At 68.0% G+C, this 17883-nt stretch carries 15 protein-coding genes; 12 read left to right on the forward strand and 3 right to left on the reverse strand.

Annotated elements, in window-relative coordinates:
• Window positions 1–248 precede the first annotated feature (248 nt).
• The 9 genes from MHZ35_RS12905 to lpdA all read left to right on the forward strand — a co-directional run bounded on the left by MHZ35_RS12905 (window position 249) and on the right by lpdA (window position 11054).
• Complete coding sequence (locus tag MHZ35_RS12905) at window positions 249–1034, forward strand: succinate dehydrogenase iron-sulfur subunit (protein WP_125961780.1); 786 nt, start codon at window positions 249–251, stop codon at window positions 1032–1034.
• Between the two features lie 125 nt (window positions 1035–1159).
• Complete coding sequence (gene zapE / locus MHZ35_RS12910; protein WP_239436024.1) at window positions 1160–2284, forward strand: cell division protein ZapE; 1125 nt, start codon at window positions 1160–1162, stop codon at window positions 2282–2284.
• A 248-nt stretch (window positions 2285–2532) separates the two neighbouring features.
• A complete protein-coding gene (gene mdh, locus MHZ35_RS12915) occupies window positions 2533–3495 on the forward strand; it encodes a malate dehydrogenase (RefSeq protein WP_239436025.1) in 963 nt (320 codons plus the stop codon).
• Between the two features lie 72 nt (window positions 3496–3567).
• A complete protein-coding gene (locus MHZ35_RS12920) occupies window positions 3568–3864 on the forward strand; it encodes a GIY-YIG nuclease family protein (protein ID WP_229363435.1) in 297 nt (98 codons plus the stop codon).
• A gap of 55 nt (window positions 3865–3919) precedes the next feature.
• The gene (sucD, locus tag MHZ35_RS12925) at window positions 3920–4804 is read left to right on the forward strand and encodes a succinate--CoA ligase subunit alpha (protein ID WP_239436026.1); all 885 of its coding nucleotides are present in this window, start codon (window positions 3920–3922) and stop codon (window positions 4802–4804) included.
• 105 nt (window positions 4805–4909) lie between these two features.
• On the forward strand, window positions 4910–7885 hold the full coding sequence (locus MHZ35_RS12930; protein ID WP_239436027.1) for a 2-oxoglutarate dehydrogenase E1 component: 2976 nt from the start codon (window positions 4910–4912) through the stop codon (window positions 7883–7885).
• Between the two features lie 49 nt (window positions 7886–7934).
• Complete coding sequence (gene odhB / locus MHZ35_RS12935) at window positions 7935–9167, forward strand: 2-oxoglutarate dehydrogenase complex dihydrolipoyllysine-residue succinyltransferase (protein ID WP_239436028.1); 1233 nt, start codon at window positions 7935–7937, stop codon at window positions 9165–9167.
• A 129-nt stretch (window positions 9168–9296) separates the two neighbouring features.
• Window positions 9297–9569, forward strand: a complete 273-nt coding sequence (locus MHZ35_RS12940) for a GIY-YIG nuclease family protein (RefSeq protein WP_342453525.1) — start codon at window positions 9297–9299, stop codon at window positions 9567–9569.
• A 90-nt stretch (window positions 9570–9659) separates the two neighbouring features.
• Window positions 9660–11054: a dihydrolipoyl dehydrogenase gene (gene lpdA / locus MHZ35_RS12945; RefSeq protein ID WP_239436030.1), complete on the forward strand. Its 1395-nt coding sequence runs from the start codon at window positions 9660–9662 to the stop codon at window positions 11052–11054.
• A 334-nt stretch (window positions 11055–11388) separates the two neighbouring features.
• On the opposite strand, the gene MHZ35_RS12950 is transcribed toward lpdA, so the two are convergent.
• Window positions 11389–12033 (reverse strand): DUF1275 family protein, encoded by a 645-nt coding sequence (locus MHZ35_RS12950; RefSeq protein ID WP_239436031.1) that lies wholly within the window; start codon window positions 12031–12033, stop codon window positions 11389–11391.
• Between the two features lie 88 nt (window positions 12034–12121).
• Between MHZ35_RS12950 and MHZ35_RS12955 the strand changes: the two genes are divergently transcribed.
• Window positions 12122–12745 carry a trimeric intracellular cation channel family protein gene (locus MHZ35_RS12955; RefSeq protein ID WP_129342428.1) on the forward strand — a complete coding sequence of 208 codons (624 nt, stop codon included), beginning with the start codon at window positions 12122–12124 and terminating at the stop codon, window positions 12743–12745.
• 70 nt (window positions 12746–12815) lie between these two features.
• Here MHZ35_RS12955 and MHZ35_RS12960 read toward each other — a convergent pair whose 3' ends face one another.
• Together MHZ35_RS12960 and sppA are read right to left on the reverse strand one after the other, a co-directional pair.
• Entirely contained in the window at window positions 12816–13391 is a 576-nt protein-coding gene (locus MHZ35_RS12960; RefSeq protein ID WP_239436032.1) for a GNAT family N-acetyltransferase, read from the reverse strand.
• Complete coding sequence (gene sppA, locus MHZ35_RS12965) at window positions 13388–15280, reverse strand: signal peptide peptidase SppA (protein ID WP_239436033.1); 1893 nt, start codon at window positions 15278–15280, stop codon at window positions 13388–13390. Before sppA ends, MHZ35_RS12960 begins: the two co-directional genes overlap by 4 nt.
• A gap of 256 nt (window positions 15281–15536) precedes the next feature.
• Between sppA and groES the strand changes: the two genes are divergently transcribed.
• Window positions 15537–15824: a co-chaperone GroES gene (gene groES, locus MHZ35_RS12970; protein WP_125961798.1), complete on the forward strand. Its 288-nt coding sequence runs from the start codon at window positions 15537–15539 to the stop codon at window positions 15822–15824.
• 107 nt (window positions 15825–15931) lie between these two features.
• On the forward strand, window positions 15932–17569 hold the full coding sequence (groL, locus tag MHZ35_RS12975; RefSeq protein ID WP_125961799.1) for a chaperonin GroEL: 1638 nt from the start codon (window positions 15932–15934) through the stop codon (window positions 17567–17569).
• Window positions 17570–17883: the final 314 nt, after the last annotated feature.

The following is a 17883-nucleotide window of genomic DNA, read 5'->3' on the forward strand; positions in this document are numbered from 1 at the left end:
CCCGTACCCCGGCGAAGGCCGGGGCCCAGTTGGGTTGCGGCTTGAGGCAGGCACCCCACCGCGAGTTCGCCGCAACTGGGCCCCGGCCTCCGCCGGGCTTGTGCGCGGTTCCCCATCACCCAACCCCCCTTGACCTCAGAAAAGCGCGCTTGCCGTTTGCGACAGCGGCAGGGGTCATGTATCGGAAGCCCAAATCGCCCCGGGGCCTGCGTCGCCCCACCGCATCCAGAGCTGACGGAATCCGCGCAATGGCCGAATTTTCCCTGCCCAAGAACAGCAAAATCACCGGCAAGTCCCGCGAGCACAAGGCGGCGGCGGACGCCGGCCGGGTCAAGAAGTTCAAGGTCTATCGCTACGACCCGGACACGGGCGAGAACCCGCGCTACGACAAGTTCGAGATCGACCTCGACGAATGCGGCCCGATGGTGCTCGACGCGCTCATCAAGATGAAGAGCGAGCAGGACCCGTCGCTCACCTTCCGCCGTTCGTGCCGCGAGGGCATCTGCGGCTCGTGCGCGATGAACATCGACGGCCGCAACGGCCTCGCCTGCACGACCGCGATTGAGGACATCAAGGGTGAGGTGCGCATCACGCCGCTCCCCCACATGGACGTGATCAAGGACCTGGTCCCGGACTTCACCCACTTCTACGCGCAGTACAGCTCGATCAAGCCGTGGCTGCAGACCGTCACCCCGGCCCCCTCGGGCAAGGAGCGGCTGCAGTCGCCGGAAGACCGTGCGAAGCTCGACGGCCTCTACGAGTGCATTCTGTGCGCCTGCTGCTCGACCTCGTGCCCCAGCTACTGGTGGAACAGCGACAAGTTCCTGGGCCCGGCGATCCTGCTCCAGGCCTATCGCTGGCTCGCCGACAGCCGCGACGAGATGACGGGTGAGCGACTCGACGAGCTGGAAGATCCCTTCCGCCTCTATCGCTGCCACACGATCATGAACTGCGCGAACGTCTGCCCCAAGGGCCTGAACCCGGCCAAGGCGATCGCCGAAGTGAAGAAGCTGGAACTCGAGCGCACGCTCTGATCCTCCGGGGCCGCCTGCGGGCGGCCCCTTTCCTTGTCGGTCGCAGTCGCGACACCTAGCGCCCCTCTACGGCGCCCGACGCACCGTTGCCGACTGCGCGAACCGGCGGTGCGGGAGTGTCCCGCTTGGCCCAGGTTCTCGCCCGCTACGACTCGCTGATCGCCGCCGGCGAACTGCGCGCCGATCCCGACCAGCGCGCCGCCGCCGTCCGCCTCGATCGCCTCGCCACCGAGTTCGAAGCACCGCCGTCCCGCGGGCTGCTCGCGCGCCTCACCGGCCGGCAGGCACCCAGCCCACGCGGCGTCTACCTCTGGGGCGGCGTCGGCCGCGGCAAGTCGATGCTGATGGACCTGCTGTTCCACTGCGTCGCGATTCCCGAGAAGCGCCGCGTCCACTTCCACGAGTTCATGCTGGAGGTGCACGACCGCCTGAACGTCGAGCGCAAGCGCGAGGCGGGCAATCCCGTGCCGCCCGTCGCCGCTGCGATGGCGGAGGGCCTGCGCCTGCTCGCGTTCGACGAGATGGTCATCAACAACACCGCCGATGCGATGGTGCTCTCGCGCCTGTTCAGCGAGATGATGACGCACGGCCTGACGGTGGTAGCGACCTCCAACCGCCCGCCCGACGATCTCTACAAGAACGGCCTCCAGCGAGAGAGCTTCCTGCCCTTCGTCGCGCTGCTGAAGGAGCGGCTCGACGTGATGCCGCTCAACGGTCCCGTCGACTATCGCCGCGACCGCCTGGGGGTGATGGACACCTGGCTGGTGCCGAACGGTCCGGAGGCGACCGCCAAGCTCTCCGCGGCCTTTTTCCGCCTCACCGACTATCCGGTCGAGGACCGCGACCATGTCCCGAGCGAGGAGCTCGCCGTCCACGGCGGCCGCACGCTCCACGTGCCCAAGTCGCTGAAGGGCGTCGCCGTCTTCAGCTTCAAGCGACTGTGCCGGGAGGCCCGCGGCGCGCCCGACTATCTCGCGATCGCGCGCCACTATCACACCGTCATCCTGGTCGGCATCCCGCGCCTGGGGCCGGAGAACCGCAACGAAGCCGCCCGCTTCGTCACCCTCATCGACGCGCTCTACGAGCACAAGGTGAAGCTGCTCGCCGCCGCCGACGCGCTTCCCGAGCACCTCTACGAGCAGGGCGACGGCGCGTTCGAGTTCGAGCGCACCGTTTCCCGCCTCAACGAGATGCGATCGGAAGACTATCTCGCCGCCGGCCATGGCGAGGCGGCGGCGGACGGCGCCTGACCCGAGCGGGGGCGTTCAACCGCCTCCCCAGCCCGGCCAGCGGTGCCGCGAATGGGGCAACCGTTTGCCGCCAAGCGCGTTGTTCATCCCGCTGCAAGCTTCGGTTTTCCGCGGCGCCTGATCCTTATTGCAATTGCTTCGCAGCTGCAAAGATAGTGGGTTTCCCGGGTTGTTCGGGCTCCCCAAAGGGAGTAATGCCCGCCCGATTGCGGTTCCCAATGAACCGCGGCATCCACACGGGAGGATTCATGGCCCGCAAGAAGATCGCGCTCATCGGCGCCGGTAACATTGGCGGCACGCTCGCCCACCTCGCAGCGCTCAAGAACCTTGGCGACATCGTCCTGTTCGACGTGGTCGAGGGCGTTCCCCAGGGCAAGGCGCTCGACCTCAGCCAGTGCGGCCCGGTCGAAGGCTTCGACGCCAAGATCACCGGCTCCAACGACTATGCCGACATCGCAGGCGCGGACGTGATCATCGTCACCGCCGGCGTCGCTCGCAAGCCGGGCATGAGCCGCGACGACCTGCTGGGCATCAACCTCAAGGTCATGAAGGCCGTTGGTGAGGGCATTGCTGCCAACGCCCCCGATGCATTCGTCATCTGCATCACCAACCCGCTCGACGCGATGGTGTGGGCGCTGCGCGAATTCTCGGGCCTCCCGCACAACAAGGTCGTCGGCATGGCCGGCGTGCTCGACTCCGCGCGCTTCAGCCACTTCCTCGCCGAAGAGTTCAACGTCTCGGTCAAGGACGTGAACAGCTTCGTGCTCGGCGGCCACGGCGACACCATGGTGCCCGTGCTCGAATATTCGACCGTCTCGGGCATCCCGGTCAGCGACCTGATCGAGATGGGCTTCTCGACCAAGGAGCGCATCGACGCGATCGTCCAGCGCACCCGTTCGGGCGGCGGCGAGATCGTCGGCCTCCTGAAGACCGGCTCCGCCTTCTACGCGCCCGCGACGTCCGCGATCGCGATGGCGGAGAGCTACCTCTACGACAAGAAGCGCGTCCTGCCGGCGGCAGCGCACCTCACCGGCCAGTATGGCGTGGACAACCTCTACGTCGGCGTGCCGATCGTCATCGGCAAGGACGGCGTCGAGAAGATCGTCGAGATCAAGCTCTCCGAGGAGGCGCAGGCCAACCTCACCGTGTCGGTCGACGCGGTCAAGGAACTGCTGGTCGCGTGCAAGGGCATCGACTCCAGCCTGAACTGAGGTCCATCCTCCCCAACTCCCCGGCCCGCCGTACCCCGGCGAAGGCCGGGGTCCAGTTGGGAGCGGTTGGAAATGGATCGTGCCGGTTACGTTTACATGGTGGCGAACCGCCGGAACGGCACGATCTACATCGGGTGCACCAGCGATCTCGCGAAGCGCATCTGGGAACATCGCACCGGCGCCGTCGCGGGTTTCACGCGGCAGCATGGGTGCAAGCGCTTGGTCTGGTATCAGGCGTGCGAGGACATCGACGCTGCGAGGCTTCGCGAGCGGCAGATGAAGGAATGGAAACGGGACTGGAAGTTGCGGGAGATCGAAGGGCTCAACCCGGATTGGGATGATCTGTTCGAGCACATCGCCCGCCCCTGACCTTTCCCAACTGGGCCCCGGCCTCCGCCGGGGTGCAAGTGGAGCGAGAGACTAGATGAGCATCCTCGTCAACAAGAACACCAAGGTCATCACCCAGGGGATGACCGGCGAAACCGGCAGCTTCCATACCAAGGCAGCGCTGGAATACGGCACGCAGATGGTCGGCGGCGTGACGCCGGGCAAGGGCGGCACCGAGCACCTCGGCCTGCCGGTCTACAACACCGTCGCCGAAGCCAAGTCGAAGACCGGCGCCGACGCCTCGGTCATCTACGTGCCGCCGCCCTTCGCGGCCGACTCGATCCTGGAAGCGATCGACGCGGAGATCCCGCTGATCGTCGCCATCACCGAGGGCATTCCCGTGCTCGACATGGTCCGCGTGAAGCGCGCGCTGTCGGGTTCCAAGTCGCGCCTGATCGGCCCGAATTGCCCGGGCGTGCTGACGCCGGGCGAGTGCAAGATCGGCATCATGCCGGGCTCGATCTTCAAGAAGGGCTCGGTCGGCGTCGTGTCGCGCTCGGGCACCCTCACCTATGAGGCGGTGTTCCAGACCTCGAACGCAGGCCTCGGCCAGACCACGGCCGTCGGCATCGGCGGCGATCCGGTCAATGGCACCAACTTCATCGACGTGCTCGAGCTGTTCCTGGCCGACGACGCGACCCAGTCGATCATCATGATCGGCGAGATCGGCGGCTCGGCCGAGGAAGAAGCAGCCCAGTTCCTCAAGGACGAGGCAAAGCGCGGCCGCAAGAAGCCGATGGCAGGCTTCATCGCCGGCCGCACGGCGCCTCCGGGTCGCCGCATGGGCCACGCCGGTGCGATCGTCTCGGGCGGCCAGGGCGGCGCCGAGGACAAGATCGCGGCGATGGAAGAAGCCGGCATCAAGGTCGCCGCTTCGCCCAGCGAGCTCGGCTCGACGCTGCTGGAAGTGCTGAAGGGTTAAAGACACCGCCGCGCGTTCCCATCTTGTGTGTCGCCCGCGACACGCCGGAGCGCGCGGCACGTCCCTCGACGGTTTCTCGGGACGAACGGACGGACAGGACGCACCATGGGCTACGAAGGCCAGGATTTCTCCGATATCGCAGCCGGCGTCAGCCCGGCGTTCGTGGAGACGCTCTACACCCGCTACAAGGCGGATCCCGCCAGCGTCGACGCTGGCTGGCGCCAGTGGTTCGACGGGCTCGAGGGTGCGGTCTCCGGCCCCAGCTGGCAGAGCAAGCGCTGGCCGCTGACCGAAACCGACGCGCTGACCGCAGCGCTCGACCCGACCCAGATGGAGCCCGCGCCCAAGCCCGCAAAGGGCGGCGGCAAGCCCGCGCCGGCACCGGCCGCGGCCCCCGCGCAGGCCTCCACCGCCGACATCGCCAAGGCAGCCGGCGACGCGATCCGCGCGCAGATGCTGATCCGCACCTATCGCGTGCGCGGTCACCTGGCCGCCAATCTCGATCCGCTCGGCCTCTCGCCCCATCGCGAGCTGCCGGCCGATCTCACCACCGAATATTACGGCTTCAGCGATGCCGAGATCGACCGTCCGGTCTATCTGGGCGGGACGCTGGGCCTCGAGACCGCGACCATCCGCGAGCTGGTGACGATCCTGCGCGCCAACTATTGCGGCAACGTCGGCCTCGAATACATGCACATCGCCGACGTGGAGGAGCGCCGCTTCCTCCAGGACCGCATGGAGGGCAAGGACAAGGCCATCCAGTTCACGGTCGACGGCAAGAAGGCGATCCTCTCCAAGGTCATCGAGGCCGAGCAGTGGGAGAAGTTCCTGGGCCGCAAGTACGTCGGCACCAAGCGCTTCGGCCTGGACGGCGGCGAATCGATGATCCCGGCGCTCGAGTCGGTGATCAAGTACGGCGGCCAGATGGGCGTTCGCGAGATCGTCTACGGCATGGCCCACCGCGGCCGCCTGAACGTGCTCGCCAACGTGATGGCAAAGCCGTTCCGCGTGATCTTCCACGAATTCTCGGGCGGCTCGGCCAACCCGGAGGACGTCGGCGGCTCGGGCGACGTGAAGTATCACCTCGGCACCTCCACCGACCGCAGCTTCGACGACATCACCGTCCACATGTCGCTGGTCGCCAACCCCTCGCACCTCGAGGCGGTGAACCCGGTCGTGCTCGGCAAGTCGCGCGCGATCCAGACCGTGCGTAACGACCTGGCCGATCATGAGCAGGTGCTGCCGGTGCTGATCCACGGCGACGCGGCCTTCGCCGGCCAGGGCATCGTCTGGGAGTGCCTCGGCTTCTCCGGCATCCGCGGCTACAACACCGGCGGCTGCGTCCACTTCGTCATCAACAACCAGGTCGGCTTCACGACGAGCCCGCAGTTCGCGCGCTCCTCGCCCTACCCGTCGGACGTCGCCAAGGGCGTCCAGGCGCCGATCCTGCACGTCAACGGCGACGATCCCGAAGCCGTGACCTTCGCCTGCAAGGTCGCGATCGAGTTCCGCCAGACCTTCAAGCGCGACGTCGTGATCGACATGTGGTGCTACCGCCGCTTCGGCCACAACGAGGGCGACGAGCCCTCGTTCACCCAGCCGCTGATGTACGCCAAGATCAAGACCCACCCGCCGGTCTCGGAAATCTATTCCAAGCGCCTGATCACGGAAGGCGTGGTCGACCAGGCGTTCGTGGACGGCAAGACGCACGAGTTCACGACGCTGCTGGAAGGCGAGTTCGAGAGCGCCAAGAGCTACAAGGCCAACCGCGCGGACTGGTTCGCGGGCCGCTGGTCGGGCCTGCACATGCCGGCCGACCCGGAGACCGCGCGCCGCACCGCCGACACCGGCATCGAGGCCAAGCTGTTCGACTCGCTCGGCCGCACGCTGACCGAGATCCCGGCGGACATCGAGATCCACAAGACGCTCGGCCGCGTGCTCGAGGCCAAGCGGCAGATGTTCAAGACCGGCCAGGGCTTCGACTGGGCGACCGCGGAAGCGCTGGCGTTCGGCTCGCTGCTCTCCGAAGGCTTCGGCGTCCGCCTTTCGGGCCAGGACTCGGGCCGCGGCACCTTCTCGCAGCGCCACGCCGTCTGGGTCGACCAGAAGGACGAGCACAAGTACGTGCCGCTCCAGCAGGTCGAGCACGGCCGGTTCGAGGTGCTCGATTCGCCGCTCAGCGAGTATGGCGTGCTCGGCTTCGAATACGGCTATGCGCTGACCGACCCCAAGACGCTGGTGCTGTGGGAGGCGCAGTTCGGCGACTTCGTGAACGGCGCGCAGATCATGATCGATCAGTTCATCGCGAGCGGAGAAGCCAAGTGGCTGCGCGCCAACGGCCTCGTGATGCTGCTGCCGCACGGCTATGAAGGCCAGGGTCCGGAGCACAGCTCCGCACGCCCCGAGCGCTTCCTGCAGCTGTGCGCGCAGGACAACATGCAGGTCGCCAACGTCACCTCGCCGGCGAACTATTTCCACCTGCTGCGTCGCCAGATGCATCGCAACTTCCGCAAGCCGCTCATCCTCATGACGCCGAAGTCGCTGCTGCGCCACAAGATGGCCGTGTCGACGACCGAGGAGTTCCTGGGCGACAGCCAGTTCCACCGCCTGCTCTCCGATCCCTCGGCCCCGGCCGACACGGAGGTCACGCGCCTGGTGCTGTGCTCGGGCAAGGTCGCCTACGACCTGATCGAGGCACGCGACGCGGCGGGCGACAAGAACACCGCGATCGTGCGCGTCGAGCAGCTCTATCCCTTCCCGGGCGAGCCGCTGGTCGAGCGTCTGAAGCGCATGCCGAACCTCCAGGACGTGGTCTGGGCTCAGGAAGAGCCGAAGAACAACGGCTACTGGTTCTTCGTCGAGCCGCTGATCGAGGAAGCGCTGGAAAAGGCGGGCACCCGTGTGCCGCGCGCGCGCTACGCGGGTCGTGCCGCTGCCGCCTCCCCTGCGACCGGCCTCATGAAGCGCCACACCGCGGAACAGGGTGCGTTGGTCGCCGATGCGCTCGGCCACAACGTGCGCGAGGAAATCCGCCGCACGCGCAAGACCGACGACGCGCCCGTCGGCAAGCCTACCGCCTGATCCGAACCCAATGTCTGCGTCCCCTGGCGGGGAACCAAGAGGAAGACCCATGGCAACCGAAGTCCTTGTTCCCGTACTGGGCGAATCGATCACCGAAGCGACGCTGGGCGAATGGCTCAAGCAGCCGGGCGACCCCGTGAAGGCCGACGAGCCCATCGCCAGCCTTGAGACCGACAAGGTCTCGGTCGAAGTCCCCTCGCCCGTCGCGGGCGTGATGGGCGCCCATGCCGTCCAGCCGGGCGACACCGTCTCGGTTGGCGCGATGATCGCCACCATCGACGCGGGCGACGGCGCCCCGGCGAAGACGGCCGCGCCCGAGGCCGGCAGCACCGCCGCGGCTCCGGCTCCGGCAGCCGCCCCGCAGGAGGCCGGCGGCAACGTCGACGCCGCTGCGCTGTCGCCGTCGGTGCGCCGCGCGATCCTCGAGCATGGCGTCGATCCGGCGACCGTGAAGGGCAGCGGCAAGGACGGTCGCCTGACCAAGGAAGACATCGTCGCCGCCGCGTCGAACAAGCCGGCCGCAGCCCCCGCCGCGGCCCCGGCAGCCGCTCCCGCAGCGGCGCCTGTCGCTGCCGGTGGCGAGCGTCGCGAAGAGCGCGTCAAGATGACGCGCCTGCGCCAGACCATCGCCCGCCGCCTGAAGGAAGCGCAGGACACCGCAGCCCTGCTGACCACCTTCAACGACGTCGACATGACCGCGGTCATGGAGGCGCGCGCCAAGTACAAGGACCTGTTCGAAAAGAAGCACGGCGTTCGCCTGGGCTTCATGGGCTTCTTCGTGAAGGCCGCGTGCATGGCCTTGAAGGACATCCCCTCGGTCAACGCCTACATCGAGGGCGACGAGATCGTCTATCACGACTATGCCGACATCTCGGTCGCGGTTTCCGCGCCGCAGGGCCTGGTCGTCCCGGTGATCCGCTCGGCCGACCAGATGTCGGTGGCGCAGGTCGAAAAGACGATCGGCGACTTCGGCAAGCGCGCCAAGGAAGGCACGCTCAAGATGGACGAGATGAAGGGCGGTACCTTCACCATCTCCAACGGCGGCGTGTTCGGCTCGCTGATGTCGACCCCGATCATCAACCCGCCGCAGTCGGCGGTGCTGGGCCTCCACCGCATCGAGGAGCGCCCCGTGGTCCGCAACGGCCAGGTCGTCGTCCGCCCGATGATGTACCTCGCCCTCAGCTACGACCACCGCATCATCGACGGTCGTGAGGCAGTGACCTTCCTCGCCGCGCTCAAGAACGCGATCGAGGACCCGACCCGCCTGCTGATCGACCTGTAAGCTTCTGCCACCTTGTGCTCCTGCGAAAGCAGGAGCCAGGGTGACGGAGCGCACCGCTTGTGACCCTAGGCTCCTGCCTCCGCAGGAGCACAGGACTGGGAGGCGAAGACGAAGGCCGGCTGCGTCTACATCATGGCGAACCAGCGCAATGGGACGACCTACACTGGCGTCACCAGCGACTTGCCCGCCCGGGTGTACCAGCATCGCACCGGCCTCGTGGACGGCTTCACCAAGGAGCACGACTGCAAGCTGCTCGTCTGGTACGAGGCGCACGATGATCTGGAAGCCGCGCGACATCGCGAACTCCAGATAAAGAAATGGAAGCGGGCTTGGAAAATCGCCCTTGTCGAGCGATCCAACCCGCTGTGGAAGGATTTGTGGCCGGAAGTCGCCCGCCCCTAGTGCTCCTGCGAAGGCAGGAGGCCAGAGCCACGAGCGACACCGCCAGCAACCCTGGGCTCCTGCCTTCGCAGGAGCACGAAGGAGTGAGCAATGGCTGAATACGACTTCGACGTTCTCGTGATCGGTGCCGGCCCCGGCGGCTATGTCGCCGCGATCCGCGCGGCACAGCTCGGTCTCAAGACCGCCTGCGCGGAAAGCCGCGAGACGCTGGGCGGCACCTGCCTCAACGTCGGCTGCATTCCTTCGAAGGCGCTCCTCAACGCGTCCGAGAAATTCGACGAAGCGGTTTCGGGCGTCCTCGCCAAGCATGGCGTGAAGCTCTCGGGCGTCGAGCTCGACCTTTCCGTGATGATGGCCGACAAGGACAAGGCCGTGAGCGGCCTCACCGGCGGCATCGAGTATCTGTTCAAGAAGAACAAGGTCGAGTGGGTGAAGGGCCTCGCCACCTTCCAGGACGCGCACACCGTCCAGGTCGGCGACCGCACCGTCACCGCCAAGAACATCGTCATTGCCACCGGTTCGTCGGTGACCCCGCTGCCGGGCGTGACCATCGACCAGAAGGTCGTCGTCGACTCGACCGGCGCGCTGACCCTCGAAAAGGTGCCGGAGCACCTCGTCGTGATCGGCGGCGGCGTGATCGGCCTGGAGCTCGGCTCGGTGTGGAAGCGTCTGGGCGCCAGGGTGACCGTGGTCGAGTATCTCGATCAGCTGCTCCCCGGCATGGACGGCGAAGTCCGCAAGGAAGCCGCCAAGATCTTCAAGAAGCAGGGCATGGAGCTCAAGCTGTCGACCAAGGTCACCGGCGTTGCCGTCGACGGCGGCCGCGCGACCGTGACGGTCGAGCCGGCAGCCGGCGGCGCTGCCGAAACCCTGGAAGCGGACGCCGTGCTCGTTGCGATCGGCCGCCGCCCGAACACGGAAGGCCTCGGCCTCGACAAGATCGGCCTTCAGCTCAACCAGCGCGGCCAGATCGAGACCGACCATGACTTCCGCACCGCCATCGACGGCGTGTGGGCGATCGGTGACGTGATCCCCGGCCCGATGCTCGCGCACAAGGCCGAGGACGAGGGCGTCGCGGTGGCCGAGAACATCGCCGGCCTCACCGGCATCGTGAACCACGACGTCATCCCCGGCGTCGTCTACACCCACCCGGAGATCGCCGGCGTCGGCCTGACCGAAGAGCAGGCCAAGGAACGCGGCGAGATCAAGGTCGGCAAGTTCCCGATGATGGCCAACAGCCGCGCCAAGGCGATCGACGACACCGCGGGCTTCGTGAAGGTCATCGCCGACGCCAAGAGCGACCGCGTGCTGGGCGTCTGGATCATCACCTCGGTGGCGGGCACCATGATCGCCCAGGCCGCCCAGGCGATGGAGTTCGGCGCCACCAGCGAGGACATCGCCTACACCTGCCACGCGCACCCGACCCATTCGGAAGCGATCAAGGAAGCGGCCATGGCCGTGCAGGGCAAGCCGATCCACATGTGATCGGCGGAACTCTGGCCTAGAGAAATCGGCGTCGGTGGCACCCCACCGGCGCCGTTTTCGAATCCGGCCCTGTGCCGCTGAGCGGGGAGCAGTCCAAGACAACAAGCGCCCCGCCCGCCGCCCTGGGCCACCAGCGCTATCCTGGCGGCCGGGCACCCACGCGAGACCACCCGTACCCCGGCGAAGGCCGGGGCCCAGTTGGGATAGCGCCTGAGAGGTACGCGGTGATCGCCACGGCACCGCAACTGGGCCCCGGCCTCCGCCGGGGTACGAAGAAGAAAAACGGCGCCCGAGCTGAACCCGCCCTATCCCCGCCCGAACAGCGGAATCGCCCTCACTCCCCCGCCGGCATCCGGGCCACCAGCAGCGTCAGCAACCCCGCCAGCACCGCCGCGATCCACACCGCGCCGTCGCCCGCCAGCTGGAACGCCCCCGCGCCGCCCAGCGTGCCGAACAGGAACCCGCCCCAGAACAGCAGATCGCGCCACCAGCCGGCGCGCGGCCCCACGCCCATCAGCGCGTCCGCCAGCCGCTGGCCGAAGCGCACCAGCGTTCCCGTCATGTAGGTGAGCCCCACCTGCACCTCGCCGTTGCGGCTGAACACGGCGTTCTCCGCCCCCATCGCGCCTGCCAGCAGCACCAGCGCGAGCTGCCGCGGCCCGAACCCCAGGCACAGCGCCGCCAGCGCCAGCAGCGCCGTCACCAGCAGCATCACGGCCTCGCGGCCCCGCACGCCGCCCGCGCGTGCCGCGATCGCACCCCCCATCACGCCGGAGACGAACGCCAGGATCAAGGCGATGGCCGTATGCAGTTCGGCCTGCAGCCCGGATGCGATCGCCACGCCCAGCCGGGTCGTGTTGCCGCTCATGAAGGAGGCGAAGAAGCCGGCGAAGGCCGAAAAGGCGATGGCGTCGACGAAGCCGGCCAGCGCCGCGAGCAGCACGGCGACCAGCAGGACGGAAAGTGGAAGACGTTGCATGGCCTCCTTTTCCCTCCTTCGCCCGCCATCGCCAACCCCCGGGCTTCCGCAATCTGCGACGAACCGCTAGCGAGCGGGGGTCGTGCCGATGGAAACCCTCTCGCTCGGGCCCGTGCTGCAGGTCCTCAACCTGCTCGGCATCGCGGTCTTCGCCGCCACCGGCGCGCTCGCCGCGGCGCAGCGCGCGCAGACGCTGGTGACCGCCACCTTCTTCGCGCTCATCACCGGTGTCGGCGGCGGCACGATCCGCGACCTGCTGATCGGCGCGCCCGTCTTCTGGGTCCGCGACGCGCAGACCGCGGCGCTGTGCCTGTCGGTGGCCGTGCTGATCTGGATCACCCCGCAACGCTGGTGGCGCCAGCAGGCGCTGGAGTGGCTCGATGCGGCAGGGCTCGCCGCCTATGCGGTCTATGGCGTCGCCAAGGCGCTGGAGTTCGGCGTGCCGCCGATCCCGGCCGCGATCATGGGCGTGGTGACGGCCTGCGCAGGCGGCATCCTGCGCGACATGCTGGCGGGCGAGCCGTCCATCCTGATGCGCCCCGAGCTCTACGTCACCGCCGCAGCGCTCGCCTCCGGCCTCTATGTGGTGCTGGTCTCGCTCGGGATGCCGAGCTTCGCCTCGGCGCTCTGCGCCTCCGCCGCCGGCTTCCTGCTCCGCGCCGCCGCCATCCACTGGAAGCTCGGCCTGCCAACCTATCGCGGCCGACACTGACGCCTCCGGGTTCCTGCGAGGGCAGGAGCCCCAGGGCAGCGGGCACCGGCCTCTGCTCCTAGAACGAAGCCTATCCCCGCACGACGCCGACATCGCGGAACGGCCGCGGCTCGGCGGGCGGCATGCCCGTGTGCGCCAGCTCGCATTGCCACAGGCCGATGTCGATCCACTGGCCCTGCTTGTAGCCGATCGAGCGGATCACGCCGGCGCGGCGGAACCCCACCGCCTCGTGCAGCGAGATCGACGGCCCGTTGGGCAGCGCGATCACCCCCATCGCCTGGGTGAAGCCCTGCGCGCGCAGCGTCACGATCAGCGCCTCGTAGAGCAGCCGCCCCGCACCCTGCCCATGCGCGCCACCCGCAAGGTAGATCGTCGTCTCGACCGAAAAGCGATAGGCCGCGCGCGACCGGAACGGCCCGGCATAGGCATAGCCCAGGATCTTGCCCGGGCCGGTTTCGCCCAGCGGATCGGTGCCGGTCGCGACCAGCCACGGATAGAAGCCGTCGTGCTCCGCCATCCGCTCGGCGATGGCGGCGGCGTCGGGCGGCTGCTCCTCGAAGCTGATCGTGCTGCCGGTCACATAGGCGGCATAGATCTGCGCGATCGCCTCGGCATCGTCGGAAGTCGCCGCGCGGATTGCGATCACAGGCCGAACCGCGCCAGCATCAGGTCCATCAGCCGCACGTCCTCACGCGCCGGCACCACCGGCCCCAGCCCGGCGCACTCCAGGCAGCGCGCCTGCATGGCAGCGCCCCCCTTCACCAGCCGCCGGGCGTCGCCCAGCGCCTGCGCCAGCAGCGCGCGCCGCTCGCCCGCCAGGCGGGAGACGAGGTCGGTGGAGGCCGATCCGACGCGATCCTGGTCCTCCTCGCCCGCGTTCATCGCCGCCAGGAACTGCTCCAGCGCGCCCGGCTCCTTCTCCAGATACTCCGCATGCACCTTGGCCGGGTCGAGCTTGGCGCGTCGCGCCGCCTCGGCCACCGCGTCGGAAAGCGTGCCGAACCGGTCGACCAGCCCCAGCTGCCGCGCGGTGCCGCCGTCCCACACCCGGCCCTGGCCGATCTGGTCCACCCGCTCCGGCGTCATCCGGCGCGACTGGGAGACCAGGCCGATGAACCGGCGGTATCCGTTCTCGATCGTCGCCTGCACCAGCGCGTCGAAGGTGGCGTTGGTGCCGCCCATCACGTTGGGCTGGCCGGTCAGCGGCGTCGTCTGCACGCCGTCCGTCGTCACGCCGATCTTGGCGAGCGTGTTCTCGAACGTCGGGATCAGCCCGAAGATGCCGATCGAGCCGGTGATGGTGTTCGGCTCGGCGAACACCACGTCGCCGGGCGTCGACACCCAATAGCCGCCGCTGGCGGCCAGGCCGCCCATCGAGACGACGACCGGCAGACCCTTCTGCTTGGCCTGCAGGATCGCCTGGCGCATCTGCTCGGACGCGAGCGCCGAGCCGCCGGGCGAATCGACCCGCACCACCAGCGCCTTCAGCTCCTTTTCGGCCAGGCCCTTGAGCAGCAGCTTCGACACCGTGTCGCCGCCGGCGGTGCCGGAGCCGGAGTCGCCGTCGACGATCTCGCCCGCGATGGTCAGGATGCCGATCGCGTCGCCCGTCTGGGGCAGCGGGTTGGCCGCGACCCAGTTCCGGAGCGGGATCGCCTTGAAGCTGCCGGCGATCTTCTTGTCGCCGATCCCGACGCCCTCCAGCTCGGCCACGCGCTTGCCGAACGCGACGCGGTCGCCCAGGCGATCGACCAGCCCCGCCGCCAGATTGGCCTTGGCGATGTCGCCCCCGGCCGCGACCACCAGCCTGTCCGGCTGGGTCAGGAAGTCGGCGACCTTGGCCTTGGGGCGGGCTTTTGCCACCGCCTCGCGCCACTGGCCGAAGACCGCGCCGTAGAGCGCCTGGTTGGCGGCGCGCGCCGGCTCGGACTGGTCGGCGCGGGTATAGGGCTCCACCGCCGACTTGAACTCGCCGACGCGATAGACGTGGGCGTTGATGCCCAGCTTGTCGATCAGCCCCTTGTAATAGAGCTGCGCCCCGCCCGGCCCGGTGAACATCGCGCCGCCCATCGGGTTGACCCAGATCTCGCTGGCGTTCGCGGCCACCAGATAGCTGCTGTCGGTGTAGCCGGTCGCATAGGCGAGCACCGGCTTGCCGCTTGCCCGCACTCGGCCGACCGCGGCGGCGACCTCCGCCACCACGGAGGGATAGCCGCCGACGAAGCGGTCCAGGTCCAGCACCACCGCCGTCACCCGCTTGTCGTCGCGCGCCTTGTCGAGCGCGTGCACCACGTCGCGCAGCCGGTGTTCGCGCGCCACGCTCGCACCGCTCAGCGTTGCGAACGGGTCCATCTCGCTCGGCTGCTCGACCACCGTGCCGTCCAGCGCCACCAGCAGCGCGCCGGGCTTGATCGCCGGGTTGGGCTTGGCGGCCAGCGCCGCGAACAGCAGGCCGAAGAACAGCAGCATCGCCAGCAGGACGAGCCCGTCCTTGACCGCGACCAGCAACTTCCAGGCACCCCGAACCAGTCTCACGCGCATCTTCCCCTTGTCAGGTCATGGCGGTGCTAAAGCAGCGCCAGAGGCGAGTAAACCGCGCGTCTCCCGGGTTCGGGGGAGGACGAACCTGCCGCTCCCCAGGTGCCGCTCGCGTTTCCACCACGCACTGGCGCGGACCGCATTTTTTCGGGTCGGCGACCCGTTGACGAGGTGCGAGGGCGATCGCATATGCGGGCTGCTGGCACTCGCTGCGGGTGAGTGCCAATCACTGTTCACAGAAAGGAAAGCGCGCATGAACTTTCGTCCGCTGCACGACCGCGTGCTCGTTCGCCGCGTCGAAGCCGAGGAAAAGACCGCCGGCGGGATCATCATCCCGGACACCGCCAAGGAAAAGCCGCAGGAAGGCGAAGTCGTCGCCGCCGGCAACGGCACCAAGGCTGAAGACGGCAAGGTCACCCCGCTCGACGTCAAGGCTGGCGACCGCATCCTCTTCGGCAAGTGGTCGGGCACCGAGGTCAAGGTGAATGGCGAAGACCTGCTCATCATGAAGGAAAGCGACATCCTGGGGATCGTCGGCTGATTTCCTGACCCGGTTCGGTGCTCCTGCGCAGGCAGGAGCCCAGAGCCAAGCATCCAGAATCCTAGGTTCCTGCGTCTGCTGGAGCCTGAGCAAGAGGAATAGCCAACATGGCAGCCAAGGAAGTAAAGTTTTCGCGCGACGCGCGTGAGCGCATCCTCAAGGGCGTCGACATCCTGGCCGATGCGGTCAAGGTGACGCTCGGCCCCAAGGGCCGCAACGTCGTGATCGACAAGTCCTTCGGCGCACCGCGCATCACCAAGGACGGTGTCTCGGTCGCCAAGGAAATCGAACTCAAGGACAAGTTCGAGAACATGGGCGCCCAGATGGTGCGCGAAGTGGCCTCGAAGACCAACGACGTCGCCGGTGACGGCACCACCACCGCGACCGTCCTTGCCCAGGCGATCGTTCGTGAAGGCATGCGCTCGGTCGCAGCCGGCATGAACCCGATGGACCTCAAGCGCGGCATCGATCTCGCCGTCGGCAAGGTCGTCGAGGACGTGAAGGCCCGCTCCAAGCCCGTCGCTGGCACCCAGGAAGTCGCCCAGGTCGGCATCATCTCCGCCAACGGCGACCGTGAAGTCGGCGAAAAGATCGCGGAAGCGATGGAGAAGGTCGGCAAGGAAGGCGTGATCACCGTCGAAGAGGCGAAGGGTCTCGAATTCGAGCTCGACGTCGTCGAAGGCATGCAGTTCGACCGCGGCTACCTGTCGCCCTACTTCATCACCAACCCGGAAAAGATGACGGTCGAGCTCAACGACCCGTACATCCTGATCCACGAGAAGAAGCTCTCGAACCTGCAGGCGATGCTCCCGATCCTGGAAGCCGTCGTTCAGTCGGGTCGTCCGCTCCTGATCATCGCCGAGGACATCGAGGGCGAGGCTCTGGCCACGCTCGTGGTGAACAAGCTGCGCGGCGGCCTGAAGGTCGCAGCGGTCAAGGCTCCGGGCTTCGGCGATCGCCGCAAGGCGATGCTCGAGGACATCGCGATCCTGACCAAGGGCGAAGTCATCTCGGAAGACCTGGGCATCAAGCTCGAGTCCGTCACCCTCGGCATGCTCGGCACCGCCAAGCGCGTCACGATCGACAAGGACAACACCACCATCGTCGATGGTGCGGGTGAAGCCGACGCGATCAAGGGCCGCACCGACGCGATCCGCCAGCAGATCGAAGTCACCACCAGCGACTATGACCGTGAGAAGCTCCAAGAGCGTCTCGCCAAGCTCGCCGGCGGCGTGGCCGTGATCAAGGTCGGCGGTGCGACCGAGGTCGAGGTGAAGGAGCGCAAGGACCGCGTCGACGACGCGCTGCACGCAACCCGCGCAGCCGTCGAAGAGGGCATCGTCCCGGGCGGCGGTACGGCTCTGCTGTACGCAACCAAGGCACTCGCCGGCCTGACCGGTGCGAACGAGGACCAGACCCGCGGCATCGACATCGTTCGCCGCTCGCTGACCGCCCTGGTTCGCCAGATCGCGCAGAACGCCGGCCACGACGGCGCCGTCGTGTCGGGCAAGCTGCTCGACCAGGACGACACCTCGTTCGGCTTCAACGCGTCGACCGACACCTATGAGAACCTGGTTGCGGCCGGCGTGATCGACCCGACCAAGGTCGTCCGCACCGCACTCCAGAACGCGGCGTCGGTCGCGGGCCTGCTCATCACCACGGAAGCAACCGTGGCCGAGCTGCCCGAGGACAAGCCCGCAATGCCGGCAATGCCCGGCGGCGGCATGGGCGGCATGGACTTCTGATCCCGTAGCGGCCTGCGCCAGCCAAGCTGGCGCAGGACACGCACGGGATCGGCCGGCGGACTTCGGCCCGCCGAAGTCCGTCCGACGTCAGCACCGGCTTTGCCGGTGCCGTCCCAAGGAAAGGGGCCGGAGGGGAAACCTTCCGGCCCTTTTCTTTTCGCCCTCTTTCCTTCCGCCCCGCGAATCCCGATGATCGGCACCAGGCGTCGTCCGACGCAGCCATCCACGGGAACCCGCATGACCGATCTCAGCCGCCGCGAAGCCCTCGCCACCTCTGCGCTTGCCGGGCTCGCCGCCGCCACCCCCGCCTGGGC

It is taken from the genome of Sphingomonas sp. ACRSK (assembly GCF_022346685.1).
Lineage (GTDB): Bacteria > Pseudomonadota > Alphaproteobacteria > Sphingomonadales > Sphingomonadaceae > Sphingomonas > Sphingomonas molluscorum.

What these genes read in the sequence shown, in the direction of transcription:
- MHZ35_RS12905 (WP_125961780.1), top strand. Translation starts at nt 249, where the DNA reads ATGGCCGAATTTTCCCTGCCCAAGAACAGCAAAATCACCGGCAAGTCC.
- mdh (WP_239436025.1), top strand. Translation starts at nt 2,533, where the DNA reads ATGGCCCGCAAGAAGATCGCGCTCATCGGCGCCGGTAACATTGGCGGC.
- MHZ35_RS12920 (WP_229363435.1), top strand. Translation starts at nt 3,568, where the DNA reads ATGGATCGTGCCGGTTACGTTTACATGGTGGCGAACCGCCGGAACGGC.
- sucD (WP_239436026.1), top strand. Translation starts at nt 3,920, where the DNA reads ATGAGCATCCTCGTCAACAAGAACACCAAGGTCATCACCCAGGGGATG.
- MHZ35_RS12930 (WP_239436027.1), top strand. Translation starts at nt 4,910, where the DNA reads ATGGGCTACGAAGGCCAGGATTTCTCCGATATCGCAGCCGGCGTCAGC.
- odhB (WP_239436028.1), top strand. Translation starts at nt 7,935, where the DNA reads ATGGCAACCGAAGTCCTTGTTCCCGTACTGGGCGAATCGATCACCGAA.
- lpdA (WP_239436030.1), top strand. Translation starts at nt 9,660, where the DNA reads ATGGCTGAATACGACTTCGACGTTCTCGTGATCGGTGCCGGCCCCGGC.
- MHZ35_RS12950 (WP_239436031.1), bottom strand. Translation starts at nt 12,033, where the DNA reads ATGCAACGTCTTCCACTTTCCGTCCTGCTGGTCGCCGTGCTGCTCGCG.
- MHZ35_RS12955 (WP_129342428.1), top strand. Translation starts at nt 12,122, where the DNA reads ATGGAAACCCTCTCGCTCGGGCCCGTGCTGCAGGTCCTCAACCTGCTC.
- groES (WP_125961798.1), top strand. Translation starts at nt 15,537, where the DNA reads ATGAACTTTCGTCCGCTGCACGACCGCGTGCTCGTTCGCCGCGTCGAA.
- groL (WP_125961799.1), top strand. Translation starts at nt 15,932, where the DNA reads ATGGCAGCCAAGGAAGTAAAGTTTTCGCGCGACGCGCGTGAGCGCATC.